This is a genomic window from Clostridium sp. AF32-7AC (assembly GCF_003477925.1).
In the GTDB taxonomy this organism is placed as follows: Bacteria; Bacillota; Clostridia; order Lachnospirales; family Lachnospiraceae; genus Otoolea; species Otoolea fessa.
Genome location: NZ_QUEG01000006.1, coordinates 104,592 through 119,305, shown reverse-complemented (window position 1 = coordinate 119,305; position 14,714 = coordinate 104,592). Strand labels below are relative to the sequence as shown.

The window sequence follows — 14,714 nt, the reverse complement described above, 5'->3', positions numbered from 1 at the left end:
AAGACATGAGTTATTCTACTCCATCCAGAATAAAATGTCAACAGTTTTTTAAATATTTTTAAAAATATTTTAAAAAGCATTATTTTCGGTATTTTTAAAACAGATAAGGGTATGGGCGAAGGAGACTCAGAGGGTATATGGGATGCAGCCATGGGAGAAATGACGAGGTGGGTTTTGCACATGGGACGGTGGATAAGTCTGGAAAGAGCGTCGTGGAAAGGGGATCACAGATTTGGGTGTTTGTAAAGGGAGAAAATGATTTTTGTGCAAAATTCTGATTCGAAAAAATATAGGGGAATCCTCTTCCATTTTTAATCTAATTGGTGTATGCTTAAATACGTCACGACGAACACACTATATATTGTGTTATGAAAGAAAACGAGTTCAATATTTTGTGTGTAATTCTAAAAATTACCTAAATACAAATCAAAAATAAAGCCAATCGTAAGACAAGTCGGAACGGAAAAGAATCCTGTCAGTGAAGGCATCCGGACATGAAAAATAGCCTGTCAGAAGAAGGCGCTGCTCTCATGAATGAGGAAATGAGAGTAAGCTGGGGGACGGGAAATGGATACAGATGGATGTTCGATGTATGCCATAAAAGTAGAAAGAGAAATCACAGAAACAGGAACCGGCGAGTCAATTTATAGATTATAGAAGACAAGTCATAAAACGGGCTTAAGGGTAAGGAGAGGGAACAGGGATGGAAGACACAGTAACAACCAATGTAATCAAACGAAATGGAGAAGAAGTACATTTTGACCGGGCGAAGATCGTAAATGCGATCACGAAAGCGAACGGCAATGTGGAGCGTATTCACCAGATGAACCCGTACCAGATTGAAGCGATTGCAGATACGATCGCCGAGCAGGTACAGGAGACGCCGCACGCGGTGAATGTGGAAGACATCCAGGATATGGTAGAGACCAGCATTATGGAGATGCGTGGTTATGAGGTTGCACAGAAATATGTGCGCTACCGCTACCGCAGGGAGTTAAAACGCAAGTCCAACACGACCGATAACGGCATCCTGGCACTTTTGGACCATATTAATGAAGAAGTGAATCAGGAAAACTCCAACAAGAACCCGGTCATCAACTCGACCCAGCGTGACTACATGGCGGGCGAGGTCAGCAAGGACTTATCCAAGCGTGTGCTGCTGCCGGAGGAGATCGTCCGCGCGCATGAGGAAGGTATCATCCATTTCCATGATACCGACTATTTTGCACAGAAGGAGCACAACTGCGACCTGATCAATCTGGAGGATATGCTGCAGAATGGCACTGTGATCAGTGAGACGATGATCGAGAAGCCGCACAGTTTCTTTACGGCCTGCAACGTGACCACCCAGATCGTGGCGCAGGTAGCCAGCAACCAGTATGGCGGACAGTCCTTTACTCTGGCGCATCTGGCACCGTTTGTGGACATCAGCCGTCAGAAGCTGCGCAAGAACGTGATTGCAGAGCGTACCGAGTGCGGCGAGGCACTGGATGAGGATATCATCAACCGCGTGACCGAACGCCGTCTGCGCGAGGAGGTTAAGAGCGGCATCCAGACGATCCAGTACCAGCTTATCACCCTGATGACCTGTAACGGACAGGCTCCGTTTGTCACGGTATTTATGTATCTGGACGAGGTTCCGGAGGGACGGACCAGAGATGACCTTGCGATGATCATCGAGGAAGTGATGCTGCAGAGAATGCAGGGCGTCAAGAATGAAAAGGGTGTCTGGATCACACCGGCGTTCCCGAAGCTTATCTATGTGCTGGATGAGGACAATATTACGGAAGGTTCGAAATATTGGCACCTGACTGAGCTGGCAGCGAAATGTACCGCGAAACGAATGGTTCCGGACTACATTTCTGCTAAAATTATGAAAGAATTAAAGAAGGGCGAGGTTTACCCGTGCATGGGCTGCCGTTCTTTCCTGACGGTAGAGGATTCCCAGATGCTGCCGAACGGCAAGCATAAATTCTATGGACGTTTCAACCAGGGTGTTGTCACGATTAACCTGGTCGATGTGGCTTGTTCTTCGGAGGGAGATATGGACCGTTTCTGGCAGATTCTCGATGAGAGACTGGAACTGTGCCATCGTGCGCTCCGCTGCCGTCATGAGAGGCTGCTCGGCACGATCTCCGATGTGGCGCCGATTCTGTGGCAGAATGGTGCGCTTGCCCGCCTGAAAAAGGGTGAGACGATCGACAAACTCCTGTACAACGGCTATTCTACGATTTCTCTGGGATATGCAGGTCTGTATGAGATGTGTATGCGGATGTTAGGAAAATCCCACACTGATCCGGAGGCGAAGCCATTTGCACTGAAAGTTATGCAGCGTCTGAATGATAAATGCAAAGAGTGGAGAGAGGCAGAGAACATCAGCTATTCTGTATACGGCACGCCGATGGAGTCTACGACTTATAAATTTGCAAAATGCCTGCAGAAGCGCTTTGGTATCATTCCGGGCGTTACGGATAAGAACTATATCACGAACAGCTACCATGTACACGTATCCGAGAAGATTGACGCGTTCAGTAAGCTGAAATTTGAGGCAGAGTTCCAGAAGCTCTCCCCGGGCGGTGCGATCAGCTACATCGAGGTGCCGAATATGCAGACTAATATTCCGGCAGTTCTCTCTGTGATGCAGTTTATCTACAATAACATTATGTACGCGGAGCTGAACACCAAGAGTGATTTCTGTGAGAAGTGTGGCTATGACGGCGAGATCAAGATTGTTGAGGATGAGGCTGGCAAGCTGGTGTGGGAGTGCCCGAACTGCGGCAACCGCGACCAGAACAAGCTCTTTGTCGCACGCCGTACCTGCGGCTATATCGGAACCCAGTTCTGGAATCAGGGACGTACCCAGGAGATCCGCGATCGGGTGCTGCATCTGTAGGATGTGGTGAAAGCCTCCGAGAGTACATTGGTCTAGGGGAGGAAGATATGTATTACGGAACCATCAAAAAGTATGATATTGCCAACGGTCCTGGCGTGCGTGTCAGTCTGTTTGTGTCGGGCTGCCGCCATCACTGCAAGGGCTGTTTCAATGCGGAGACGTGGGATTTCCGATATGGACGGTTATATACAGAAGAGACGGAGAAAGAGATTTTAGCGGCATTGGAGCCGGGATATATACAGGGCTTTACGCTGCTCGGCGGAGAACCGTTTGAGCCAGAAAACCAGATGGAACTGGTACATTTACTCCGGAAAGTGCGCGAGACGTATCCGGAGAAGGATATCTGGTGCTATAGCGGCTATCTCTGGGATCGGGATCTGGCAGCCGGCGGCGTGGTCCATACAGAGGTGACAGACGAGATGCTGTCCTACGTGGATGTGCTGGTGGACGGAGAGTTCGTGGAAGCGGAGAAGGATCTGACCCTGCAGTTTCGCGGAAGCCGGAACCAGAGGATTCTGGAGCTTAAGAGAATAGGAAGAAAATAATAAGAATGAGATAAAAAGCTGCTGCAGATCGGAAAAAAACTTTCTGATCTGCGGCAGCTTTTTGCATTACAAGGGAGATACAGCAAGCATATACGTGCCTTTGTAATCCGGGGCAGGCTATCATAAGTGGATATTTGCTTCAAGGGGCATAAATAACCCACCTAAGCATCCGTATTTGTGGTAAGATGGACTTAATAGGGGGTATAGCTATGGAGTCTGGAATTCTGATGATTGTGATAGTGGTTATTGGTGTCTTTTATCCGGTATATACAGCCTGGATTTCTCTGGTGGCGGCACCGGTGTATCTAAAGATAGGTTTCCTGTTTGCGATGGCAGGAGCACTTCTCGTCATGAGAATCCTGCGGAAAGAAAAGCAGATAAAATGGATAGTTCTGATCGGCATTCTGGGGGCATATGCCTGGAGTCTGTATAGTTGGTATGACGAAGAGTGCCATTACCAGTATGCGAGAAGCGTGCATGGAGATTCGGGCAATGCTTTGATGCTGTTTGTTGGCACCTTTACATGTCTGATACCGTTGTTTTTGCTGGATGCCGAACTGACCTGGTGGATGGAGTCCCGGAAGAAAAAGAAAGAAGAGAGTCCTGAATCTGAGAAGGAAACAGAGAAAAAAGAAAACCGCCTGGCAGCAGGAATGAAAAACTGGTTTGGAAAGCATCGCCAGACTCTCTGTACGCTGCTTATCTGTGCGATGGGCTGTGGACTTCTCATGGTTCTGCTATATCCGTATAAGTGCCGGGAGGAAGGATGTTACAATCTGGCTTTCGATGACTTATACTGTGAACAGCACTGGGCAGAGAAGATAGAAGAAAGTAAACGGGAAGAAGAGGAACGTAAAAAAAGAGAACGGGCTGAGCTGATAGAATTACAGAAGAAAAAAGAAGAAGAGGAATCCAGAAGCCATGAGGAATATCTTAAACGGATAGAAGAGGATCCCTTGTGGGAACTGAAACAACGGAGCCGTAAAAACACACCTGCGCAGAGGGGAATACCACCGGTGCAAAAGAAGCTCCAGAATCCCTATGCAGCGTATGATGCGGGATATGATGATGTTATGGAAGGCGATGATTATGACTGGGATCGCTACCGCCGGGATTCAGAATATGCCGATGGTGTAGATGATGCCCTGGATGAGCGGGAAGAGTATGGACGGGATGACTGGTAAGGTATCTTGCTGGTGGACACTTATATATAATATTCGGATAGGTTAAGCGGTACTGTCTTTTCAGAGGTGGTACCGCTTCTGTTTTTAAAAATAGGATCACCAAAAAGAGCTGTCACAAAAGCCGGTGCAAACCGTCGGTTGACAGCTCTTTTTTGGCGTGCGATCCGCACATGAAATCACTTGTTTCCGAATGTTTAATACATTCCATCGTAAGGATCTTCTTCCTCATGAACTTCAAATAGATCGCCGGGCGTACAGTCCAGTGCGGAGCAGATGCGGGCGATGGTGCTGAAGCGGATGGATTCAGTTTCATTGTCCAGAATTCGGCTGGCATTTTTATAGCCAAGCCCGGTCATGGCGATAAAACGGTATTTCGTCAGACGCTTTTCAGCCAAAAGTTTATGAATGCGAAGTTTAATCGTGACAGTTTTCAATTCGGAATTTCCTCCTTTGTATACACACAGTGTTACCTTAAATATAAAGGATTTTCAATGTGCGGATAACTGGCTTAAACAATAGCTGATGTAGAGGAACTTATAGATACATTAGAAACGATTCACTGGTTTGGGTATAAAAAAAGAACTGCCATGCTCATGACAGCTCTTACGAAAACAAATAGTATAGTAAAAAAACATCAGCGGTGAATCGCCTCTAAGGCGTCTCACTCCCCCCATTCTCTTCTGCGTAAAACATCCGGTACTGCGCCGGGGTGATGCCGATCTCCTGCTTAAATACGCGGATAAAATAGGAGGGGATCCGCAGTCCTACCATCTCACCGACCGACTGGATCGTGGCGTCGGAGTGGAGGAGAAGCTGGGAGGCGTGTTCGATGCGTAGTTTTTTCAGGTACTGCATCGGGCTGGCGCCGTATGCCTGGTGGAAACTGCGGATTAAGTGGGACGGGCTGTAGGAATACTGGCGCGCCAGATCGTTTAAGGAGATCTCCTCCGTGTAGTGGGCATCCAGGTAGTCGCGCAGCGTCCGGGCGATGCTTTCCTTCTCGCGACTGTAGCAGTACGGCGCATAGAGAACCTGGAGAAATTCAATGAAATCATTCTGGAGCTCAAACGGCGTCCGCACGGAGGACGGAAAGCTCTTTTTCTGTGTGTATTTGCTGAAAGAAACCAGGTTCATCCGCTGCAGATACTTTTCCAGCTTCTCCCGGTTGGCTTCCGGCACGGTGCCGGTGCGCGGCAGGGAGAGAATGAAATTCTGCGGCGAATAGTAAAATTTCGGCGCGGCGCGCCGGGTTACGTTGTCCGGGTAAAATTCATCGGACAGGCTGTATTTGCCGTTGGTATAGAAATGCACCCAGCTCGTCGTGGTCTTTTCCTGGCAGACGCGGCTGCCGCGGTGCGGGGTATCGGGGGTAATGATAAAAAACTGCCCGGCATTCAGTTCAACGCGGAACGGATCCTGTTCGAGATATAAAGTTCCGCTGTGAACATAGATAAGATCAAAGACATTTCGGATCGTCCGGCGCTCATGGATATCGCCGGGGCGGTAAACACATCCGCCTCCGACGATAAAATAAGGAAGGGGCGGACAGTTTAAATTAATAAAATTCATGATGTATGTACTCCCGTTAAAAAAACAGCCACGTAACAGGAATCCTGTCTGAACCGCAGAGAAGCAAACGAAAAACAGGACAACTTTGTCAGGTTGTTAAACAAATTTAAAATATCAATTTTATTATATCAAATAGAAAGAAAAACAGCAAGAATCTGTTTGGAAAATCTCTTATATTTGCAGAAACAAAACACTCTACTTGGGAAAATAAGAGGGGATGAATGAAGAATAAAGAAAAATCAGAAAAAAAGAAGGAATGAAATCAGGCTGATTTTGTTCTATAAAAATACGCGTATTCTTTTCTATAATATGCAAAATGTGTTAGATCGCTTTTCCGCTATTTGAATGGTATACTTATAAGAAAACATACAAAAAAAGAAGTCTTTTTCAGATTATTGATAGGCGCTTACGGATAAGTGAATAATAAATCAGGAGGTTTTCTGTGAATGATAAAAAAGGAGACAAGTTTCATTGATTTGAAACAGGTAAAGATAGACGACCCGTTCTTTTCGCGGGTACAGAATGTGGTAATTCACACGATGCTTCCGTATCAGGAACGGGTGCTTCACGATGAGGTGTCCGGAATCCGAAAGAGCCATGTGATTAAAAACTTCCGCATTGCAGCGGGAGATGAGAAAGGAACGTATTACGGGCGTGTATTTCAGGACAGCGACCTGGCGAAATGGCTGGAGGCGGTGGCGTACTCGCTGACCGTCGAGGCAAATCCAGAGCTGGAGGCGCGTGCCGATGCGATCATCGACCTGATCGGGCGGGCGCAGCAGCCGGACGGCTACCTGGACACCTATTTCATTGCGGCGGAGCCGGAACATAAGTGGCAGAACCTGACGGACTGCCATGAGATGTACTGTGCCGGACATATGACGGAGGCAGGCGTCGCGTACTATCAGGCGACGGGAAAGACGAAGCTTTTAGATATCTGCTGCAAGCTATGCGATCATATCGATCGGCGGTTCGGACGGGAAGCAGGTAAAGTAACCGGCATTCCGGGACATGAGGAGATCGAGCTGGCGCTGATGCGGCTTTATCAGGCAACCGGGGAAGAGAGATACCGGAAGCTGGCGGCATATTTTATCGATGAGCGCGGGCGGGATCCGGAGTTCTTCCATAAAGAAGCGGCGGCTAGAAGCTGGAGCCGCACCGATTACATGGACAAGCAGCCGCCGTCCTACATGCAGAACCACAAGCCGGTGCGTGAGCAGGATACGGTGGAAGGACACGCGGTCCGCTGTATGTATCTTCTGACGGCGGCGGCAAACCTGGCAGCGCAGAATCATGATGAGGCGCTGATGGCAGCCTGCCGGAAGATGTGGGATAACATGGTAGACCGGCGGATGTACATAACGGGTGGAATTGGTTCCACCTATTACGGCGAGGCATTTACCGTGGATTATGATTTGCCGAATGACACCGCTTACGCGGAAACGTGTGCGGCGGTGGGGGTCTGCTTCTTCGCGAAACAGATGCTGGAGGCGGATCCGGACGCGCGGTATGCAGATATTCTGGAGCGGGAGATTTACAACGGAACTATCAGCGGCATGCAGTTAGACGGAACGAAATTCTTTTATATCAATCAGCTTGAAGCCAATCCGGGCATGCCGACCAACGCATATGGCGAAGAAGAATACACACCGGAGCGGATCGGCTGGTATGACTGTGCATGCTGTCCTCCGAACCTGGCGCGTCTGATGACCTCACTTGGTTCCTATGTATGGTCTTCAAGTGAAGATACGATCTATTCCCACCTGTTTGTCGGGGGAACGGCTTCCTTTGAAACAGCGGGCGGCGTGAAGATAGCGCTTACATCGAAATATCCGTGGAACGGCTCCGTTACCTACACGGTAGAACCGGAGCAGGCGGGAGCAGAATTTACTTTGGCAGTCCGTTATCCGGGCTGGTGCCATCAGATGCAGGTGAAGGTCAATAGCATACCGGTTTCCGAGGCAGTCAAGACAGACAAGGGCTACTGGATGATCCAGAGAAGCTGGCAGCCTGGTGATACTGTTTCCTGCGAGATGGAGATGGAGCCGGAGCGGGTCTATGCACACCCGATGGTGCGGACGGATGCCGGATGCGTGGCACTCAGACGTGGACCAATCATCTACACCTTTGAGGGCGTGGACAACGGAGAGGATCTTCAGACACTGCGGATTCCGCGGGAGGCGAAGATTGAAGCGCTTCCGTATCAGGCGGATCTGCTGGAAGGTATCGTGGCGCTGCGTGTGACGGGCTGCCGGAAGAAAACGGCGGTTAATCCGGCGCTTTATGCAGAAGATGCGGCACCGGAGGAGATGGTAACCCTGCAGGCAATTCCGTACTATGCATGGTGCAACCGCGGCATGACGCATATGCGCGTGTGGATGCAGGAATAGAGAGATAAAACCGTTTGTCTTATTTTATACTTCGGAGTTGAAAGAATATCCGGGCTATAGGAGAAGGAGAGAGACGTATTATATAAGAAAGAAGGGAGTACGGACATGAAGAAATATATCGGAAAACGTATCATGATTTCTCTTGTCACGCTTCTGATCATCATCCTGGTACTTTTTATGCTGCTGCAGCTGATGCCGGGATCTCCGTTCAACGATGAAAAGCTGACCGCGGATCAGATTGCGATGATGTCGAAGAAATATGGACTGGACAAACCGTTGATCGTACAGTTTTTCACGTATGTGAAGAACCTGCTGCAGGGCGATTTTGGTGTATCGTATGTTATCTCCAAGGATACCTCCATCTCGGTTCTGTTAAAGAACCGTGTGCCGGTCAGCTTTGGAATCGGACTGGAGGCAGTTTCCTTCGGTGCGGTAGTCGGACTGATTTTAGGTATTCTGGCAGCGCTCAAGAAAAATAGCTGGCTTGATACCATCTGTACTGTGATTTCAGTTCTGGGCGTCAGCCTTCCGTCCTATGTTTTTGCATTGGTTATGGCATATTTCATCGGCTACAAGGCACAGTGGCTGCCGCTTCTGTTTGACGGCAAGAAGTTCTTCGCATCGTCGATCATGCCGATGCTGGCGCTGTCGATGTTTACGGTAGCGACGGTGGCTCGATTTACGAGAACCTCCCTTCTGGAGGTGCTGGACAGCGACTACATGCTGCTTGCGGAGAGCAAGGGAATCACGGGACGCCCGCTTCTGGTGCGCCATGCACTTCGAAACGCGCTGATCCCGATCATTACGGTACTGGCGCCGCTGGTTGTCGATCTGATGATTGGTTCTCTGGTTATCGAGAAGATCTTCTCGATTCCGGGCATCGGAAGTTTAATGATTGCAGCAATTCAGTCCAACGATTACAACGTGACGATTTCGCTGGCATTTATCTACAGTGTCATGTACATTGTCCTGATGCTGGTGGTTGACGTCCTGTACGGAATTATCGACCCGAGAATCCGTCTGGCGAAGAAATCGGATTGAGAGGTGATGGCATGAAAAAACGGAGTGACGAAAAGACAGATGAGAAAATGACAGGCGGGGATGCGGCTTCCGTTCGGGAGCATGTGTTATCACCCGAAGAATATTTAAGCCAGATCGAATTTCTGGACGATGATTTTGAATTCCAGCACAAAGACGGATTTGAACATGTCGATACAAACTTTGCAAGCCAGAGCTACTGGAAAGAGGCAATTGCACGGTTTAAGAAAAATAAGGGCGCAATGTTCAGCTTTGTCTGTATTCTGTTTCTGATTGTGATGGCGCTTGTCGGACCTCACATGAACCAGTTTACCTACGATCAGCAGATTATTACCAACCAGAACATGGCGCCGAGAGTGCCGGGGCTGGAAAATATGGGTATCTTAGATGGTTCTGAGACGATCCGTACATCCACCGGAAGCAAAGAAATCAACTATTATGAGAGCAACGATCTGACCGATACCTACTACTGGTTTGGTTCTGATTCGCTGGGACGCGACCTCTGGACCAGAACCTGGAGCGGAACGCGGATCAGCCTTTATGTAGCGGTGCTGGCGGTATTCATCGACCTTGCGTTTGGTCTGACGTATGGACTTGTATCCGGATATTTTGGTGGAAAAGTCGATATGATCATGCAGCGTATCGTCGAGATACTAAACAGTATTCCGTACCTGATTACGGTTACCCTGCTTTTGTTAGTCATGAAACCGGGTCTTATGTCCATCACGTTCGCCTTGATGTTTTCCGGGTGGCTGGGCATGAGCCGAATCGCCCGCGCGGAGGTCTTAAAGCTGAAAGAGCAGGAATATGTGCTTGCTTCCCGGACGCTGGGAGCAAAGAGTTTCCGCATTATTTTCAAAGAGATTTTACCAAATATTTTTGGTCCTCTGATTACACAGACGATGTTCTCGATCCCGCATGCGATCTTTACCGAGGCATTCTTAGCCTTTATTGGCCTGGGTGTGCCGGAGCCGATGGCTTCGCTGGGTTCCCTGATTTCGAGTGGATATCAGAACTTTACAAGCCATCCGTACATGATCGTGTTCCCGTTAATTGTCATGGGACTTCTGATGCTGTGCTTTAACATGCTGGCGGATGGTCTGCGTGATGCATTGGATCCGAAGATGAAGGATATGTAGGAGGAAATGGCATGGAGAAAAAAGAAGAAATTTTACGAGTGCGGAATCTGGACATTTCCTTCGAGACGACAGCCGGAGTGGTCAATGCCGTCCGGGGCGTCAACCTGACGGTAAACCGGGGCGAGACGGTTGCAATCGTTGGGGAATCCGGTTCCGGTAAATCGGTTTCTGCGAAGGCGATCATGGGAATCCTGGCAAAGAACGGAACAATCGACCGCGGACAGATCACATTTTCATATTACCGTAACCCGGAGGAACGGGTCACCAGAGAAATTCTGCAGATGAAAAAAGAGGAAATCCGCCGCCATATCAACGGAAAACGGATCGCGATGGTCTTCCAGGATCCGATGACCTCCTTAAACCCGCTGATGCCGGTTGGGAAACAGATCATGGAAGGCATGATCTGGCATTACCATACACCGAAGGAAGAGGCATATGAGAAGGCGATGGAGCTGATGAAGCTGGTCGGCATCACCGACGCGGAGAAGCGAATCAAAAACTATCCGCACCAGCTCTCCGGTGGTATGCGCCAGAGAATCGTCATTGCGATCGCACTGGCCTGCGATCCGGAACTTTTAATCTGCGACGAGCCGACGACGGCGCTGGACGTTACGATTCAGTCGAAGATTCTGGAGCTGATTCAGGAGATTCAGAAAAAACGGCAGCTGTCGGTTATCTATATCACGCACGATCTGGGCGTCGTTGCGAAGGTCGCCGATTATGTCAACGTCATGTATGCAGGCAAGATCGTCGAGAGCGGCACGGTCGAGGATGTATTCTACGATCCGCGCCACCCGTACACATGGGGACTTCTCTCCGCAATGCCAGATCTGGGAACGGACGACGAACGTCTTTACACAATCCCGGGCAGCCCGCCAAACCTGCTTCACAAGGTAACGGGCGATGCGTTTGCACCGCGGAATAAATATGCGTTAAACATTGACAGTCGTCTGGAGCCGCCGATGTTCAAGATATCGGAGACACACAGCGCCGCGACATGGCTGCTGCATCCGAAGGCGCCGAAGGTCGATATGCCGCCGGAGCTTCGGGATCGAATTGAGAGAATGAAGAAAGAGGGGGGAATCGCATGAGTACAGTGGCAGAGACAAACAAAAAGCCCCTTCTGGAAGTAAAAGGACTCAAGCAATACTTTCCGGTCAGCCGGAAATTTACCGTAAAAGCGGTTGAGGATGTCAGTTTTTATATCAATCCGGGTGAGACCTATGGTCTTGTGGGGGAATCCGGATCGGGAAAGACGACGATCGGGCGGGCGCTGATCCGCCTCTACGATCCGACCGCAGGACAAATTACCTTTGACGGGATGGATATTTCCGGAAAAATGAGCCGCCAGACAGAGGCGAGACTCAGAAGTGATATGCAGATGATTTTCCAGGATCCGATGGCATGTTTAAATCCGCGCCAGAAAGTAGCGGATATCATTGCACAGGGGCTGGATATCCATCACCGGTACCATTCCCAGAAAGAGCGGACCGAGATGGTGGCAGACATCCTCCACAAGGTAGGTCTGGCGCCGGAACATGCAAACCGGTACCCGCATCAGTTTTCCGGTGGTCAGCGGCAGCGTGTCGGCATCGCCCGGGCGCTTGTCATGAACCCGAAGCTGATCATTGCCGATGAGTGTATCTCGGCGCTGGATATGTCCATCCAGGCGCAGGTTGTCAACCTGATGAAGGACATCCAGGACGAGACGGGGCTTGCATACCTCTTCATCGCCCACGACCTCTCGATGGTTAAATATATTTCCGACCGCATCGGCGTTCTTCATCTGGGCTACCTTCTGGAGACGGGCACGACGGAGGAGATTTTCTCCCATCCGGTACATCCGTACACCCGAAGCCTGATTTCGGCGATCCCGAACCCGAACCCGGTGGTAGAGCGCAGCCGGATTGCACTGCACTATGATTATAAGACGAGCGGTCTGGATTACGGCGCAGGTACGATGCATCAGATTGAGGGCACACATTTTGTGCGTGGAACCGATGCAGATTTGGAAAAATGGGTGTAGATTTAAAAGAAAGCCGATGCATTCCGGCACAAAATCAACCATAATAAATGTGATAAAATGACCTGTTTAGCGGGTGATTTTATAGATGAGCCGAACCAGCAGACAACTGAGGATAGACAGCCGGGACCAGGAAATGCAGCATGAAACGGGAATGGTTTGGTTTTATTAAAAAAACAAAAAAGGAGGAAGTATTATGAAGCTAAGAAAAGTAATGGCGTGGACGCTGGCTTCTGCCATGTTTGCTGGACTTTTGGCAGGCTGCGGCGGCTCGACCCAGACAACAGAGACAGCAGCGGCTGAATCTGGAAGCGAAGAGGGCGGCAGCTCGGCTGAGGGCGGCAAGGTGCTTCGCTATCAGGCAAGCACTCTGGTAGACTCCCTGGATCCGGCACTTTCCAACGACTACACATCCAGTGGTGTTATCTCCCAGTTTATGATGGGCCTGATGACCAAGGATGAGTCAGGTGCTCCGGTTTACGGCGTGGCGGAGAGTGAGGAGAAGTCCGAGGATGGTCTGACCCTGACCTTCAAGATCCGTGACGACGCAAAATGGTCCAACGGCGATCCGGTAACGGCAAACGATTTCGTTTACGCATGGAGACGAGTAGCCGATCCGGCAACTGCAAGTGATTACCAGTTCTTTATCACAACCGCCTGCATCGCAAATGCAGAAGAGGTAACAACAGGTGAAAAACCGGTTGAGGAACTGGGGGTAGAGGCAGCGGACGATAAGACATTAGTCGTAACTTTGAGCTCTCCGTGTGCTATCTTTGATTACCTGATGGCATCCGGCGCATGCTTCCTGCCTTTAAATCAGAAATTTGTAGAGAGCTGCGGCGGCAACTTTGCAACTTCCGCAGATACCCTGTTAGCAGATGGTCCGTTCAAGGTATCTTCCTATGAGCCGTCTGCCATGAAGGTAGAATTAGTAAAGAATGATCAGTTCTTCGGTGCATCCGATGTCAAACTGGACGGTGTTGAGTTCTCGATCATTACCGACAGCCAGACAGCAGCCCTTTCTTTTGAGAATGGCGATCTGGACGTTGTAACCTTAAGCGGTAACCTGGTAGAGCAGTATGAGGATGATCCGAGATTTTCCACCAGAAGTGACGGTTACAACTGGTATCTGACCCCGAACATGAAGAAAGAGGGGCTTGACAATGTAAATATCCGTAAGGCACTGGCAAAATCGTATGACAAAGAAGCGATCACAACCCGTGTTCTGAAGGATGGTTCAACACCGATGGATTACTTCGTACCGCAGGGCCTTGCAACCAATGAAAAGGGCGAAGATTTCCGTGAGGCAGCAGGCAGCGCATATGACAGCTGGACCTACGATGTAGAGGCAGCAAAAGAGCTGTGGAAGACAGGCCTTGGCGAGCTTGGCAAAGATTCCTTATCCTTCACTTTAATGTGTGAAGATACTGATTCTGCACAGGCTGTTGCACAGTTCTTACAGAGCGAGTGGCAGAACAACCTGCCGGGTCTGACCATCGAACTTCAGGTACTTCCGAAGAAAGCCCGTCTGGAATACATGCAGAAAGGTGAATATGATATCGGTCTTACCCGCTGGGGTCCGGACTACGCAGATCCGATGACTGATCTGGATATGTGGATAACCGGCAGCTCCACCAACTACTCCCAGTTCTCCGATGCAGACTACGATGCAACCATCCAGTCCGCAAAGAAGGGCGATCTGGCACTCGACCAGGATGCTCGTTGGGAAGCTTTAGTTGGCTGTGAGAAGACGCTGGCAGATCAGTGTGTTCTGTTCCCGATTTACGGACAGTCTGTAGCCGTTATGACCAATCCGGATGTAAGCGGTATCCAGTACTACTCCGTAGGACTTCCTTATCTGTTCATCAATGTAGATAAAAAGTAATAAATAAAAACAGATGGATCAAAATCTGAAATGATTTTAGATTCGAAG

The 14,714-nt window shown here is 49.4% G+C and carries 11 protein-coding genes; 9 read left to right on the top strand and 2 right to left on the bottom strand.

From position 1 onward, the window contains the following. The first annotated feature begins 703 nt into the window (after window positions 1–703). The 3 genes from nrdD (at window position 704) to DWZ45_RS10170 (ending at window position 4,622) form a co-directional block, all read left to right on the top strand. The gene (gene nrdD, locus DWZ45_RS10180) at window positions 704–2,893 is read left to right on the top strand and encodes an anaerobic ribonucleoside-triphosphate reductase (RefSeq protein WP_118468978.1); all 2,190 of its coding nucleotides are present in this window, start codon (window positions 704–706) and stop codon (window positions 2,891–2,893) included. A gap of 47 nt (window positions 2,894–2,940) precedes the next feature. Then, window positions 2,941–3,438: an anaerobic ribonucleoside-triphosphate reductase activating protein gene (nrdG, locus tag DWZ45_RS10175; protein WP_118468976.1), complete on the top strand. Its 498-nt coding sequence runs from the start codon at window positions 2,941–2,943 to the stop codon at window positions 3,436–3,438. A gap of 209 nt (window positions 3,439–3,647) precedes the next feature. After that, window positions 3,648–4,622, top strand: a complete 975-nt coding sequence (locus tag DWZ45_RS10170) for a hypothetical protein (RefSeq protein WP_118468974.1) — start codon at window positions 3,648–3,650, stop codon at window positions 4,620–4,622. Between the two features lie 194 nt (window positions 4,623–4,816). Here the strand turns inward: DWZ45_RS10170 and DWZ45_RS10165 are convergent, their stop codons facing one another. Then, window positions 4,817–5,056, bottom strand: a complete 240-nt coding sequence (locus DWZ45_RS10165; protein WP_022359127.1) for a helix-turn-helix transcriptional regulator — start codon at window positions 5,054–5,056, stop codon at window positions 4,817–4,819. Between the two features lie 217 nt (window positions 5,057–5,273). Continuing rightward, window positions 5,274–6,191, bottom strand: coding sequence for an AraC family transcriptional regulator (locus DWZ45_RS10160; RefSeq protein ID WP_118468972.1), 918 nt, complete (start codon window positions 6,189–6,191; stop codon window positions 5,274–5,276). A 446-nt stretch (window positions 6,192–6,637) separates the two neighbouring features. Here DWZ45_RS10160 and DWZ45_RS10155 point away from each other — a divergent pair, with 446 nt between their 5' ends. The 6 genes from DWZ45_RS10155 to DWZ45_RS10130 all read left to right on the top strand — a co-directional run bounded on the left by DWZ45_RS10155 (window position 6,638) and on the right by DWZ45_RS10130 (window position 14,666). Further along, window positions 6,638–8,581: a beta-L-arabinofuranosidase domain-containing protein gene (locus DWZ45_RS10155; protein ID WP_118468970.1), complete on the top strand. Its 1,944-nt coding sequence runs from the start codon at window positions 6,638–6,640 to the stop codon at window positions 8,579–8,581. 105 nt (window positions 8,582–8,686) lie between these two features. Continuing rightward, a complete protein-coding gene (locus DWZ45_RS10150; RefSeq protein ID WP_022359124.1) occupies window positions 8,687–9,622 on the top strand; it encodes an ABC transporter permease in 936 nt (311 codons plus the stop codon). A gap of 11 nt (window positions 9,623–9,633) precedes the next feature. Next, on the top strand, window positions 9,634–10,758 hold the full coding sequence (opp3C, locus tag DWZ45_RS10145) for an oligopeptide ABC transporter permease (protein ID WP_227589457.1): 1,125 nt from the start codon (window positions 9,634–9,636) through the stop codon (window positions 10,756–10,758). 11 nt (window positions 10,759–10,769) lie between these two features. After that, window positions 10,770–11,849 carry an ABC transporter ATP-binding protein gene (locus tag DWZ45_RS10140; RefSeq protein ID WP_118468968.1) on the top strand — a complete coding sequence of 360 codons (1,080 nt, stop codon included), beginning with the start codon at window positions 10,770–10,772 and terminating at the stop codon, window positions 11,847–11,849. Beyond that, window positions 11,846–12,784 (top strand): ATP-binding cassette domain-containing protein, encoded by a 939-nt coding sequence (locus DWZ45_RS10135; RefSeq protein ID WP_118468966.1) that lies wholly within the window; start codon window positions 11,846–11,848, stop codon window positions 12,782–12,784. The genes DWZ45_RS10140 and DWZ45_RS10135 overlap by 4 nt, the downstream gene beginning before the upstream one ends. A 193-nt stretch (window positions 12,785–12,977) precedes the next feature. Next, entirely contained in the window at window positions 12,978–14,666 is a 1,689-nt protein-coding gene (locus tag DWZ45_RS10130; protein ID WP_227589458.1) for a peptide ABC transporter substrate-binding protein, read from the top strand. Window positions 14,667–14,714: the final 48 nt, after the last annotated feature.

Bases quoted from the DNA above. Each gene is read 5' to 3' on its own strand.
- nrdD (WP_118468978.1), top strand. From the start codon at position 704: ATGGAAGACACAGTAACAACCAATGTAATCAAACGAAATGGAGAAGAA.
- nrdG (WP_118468976.1), top strand. From the start codon at position 2,941: ATGTATTACGGAACCATCAAAAAGTATGATATTGCCAACGGTCCTGGC.
- DWZ45_RS10170 (WP_118468974.1), top strand. From the start codon at position 3,648: ATGGAGTCTGGAATTCTGATGATTGTGATAGTGGTTATTGGTGTCTTT.
- DWZ45_RS10160 (WP_118468972.1), bottom strand. From the start codon at position 6,191: ATGAATTTTATTAATTTAAACTGTCCGCCCCTTCCTTATTTTATCGTC.
- DWZ45_RS10155 (WP_118468970.1), top strand. From the start codon at position 6,638: ATGATAAAAAAGGAGACAAGTTTCATTGATTTGAAACAGGTAAAGATA.
- DWZ45_RS10150 (WP_022359124.1), top strand. From the start codon at position 8,687: ATGAAGAAATATATCGGAAAACGTATCATGATTTCTCTTGTCACGCTT.
- opp3C (WP_227589457.1), top strand. From the start codon at position 9,634: ATGAAAAAACGGAGTGACGAAAAGACAGATGAGAAAATGACAGGCGGG.
- DWZ45_RS10140 (WP_118468968.1), top strand. From the start codon at position 10,770: ATGGAGAAAAAAGAAGAAATTTTACGAGTGCGGAATCTGGACATTTCC.
- DWZ45_RS10135 (WP_118468966.1), top strand. From the start codon at position 11,846: ATGAGTACAGTGGCAGAGACAAACAAAAAGCCCCTTCTGGAAGTAAAA.
- DWZ45_RS10130 (WP_227589458.1), top strand. From the start codon at position 12,978: ATGAAGCTAAGAAAAGTAATGGCGTGGACGCTGGCTTCTGCCATGTTT.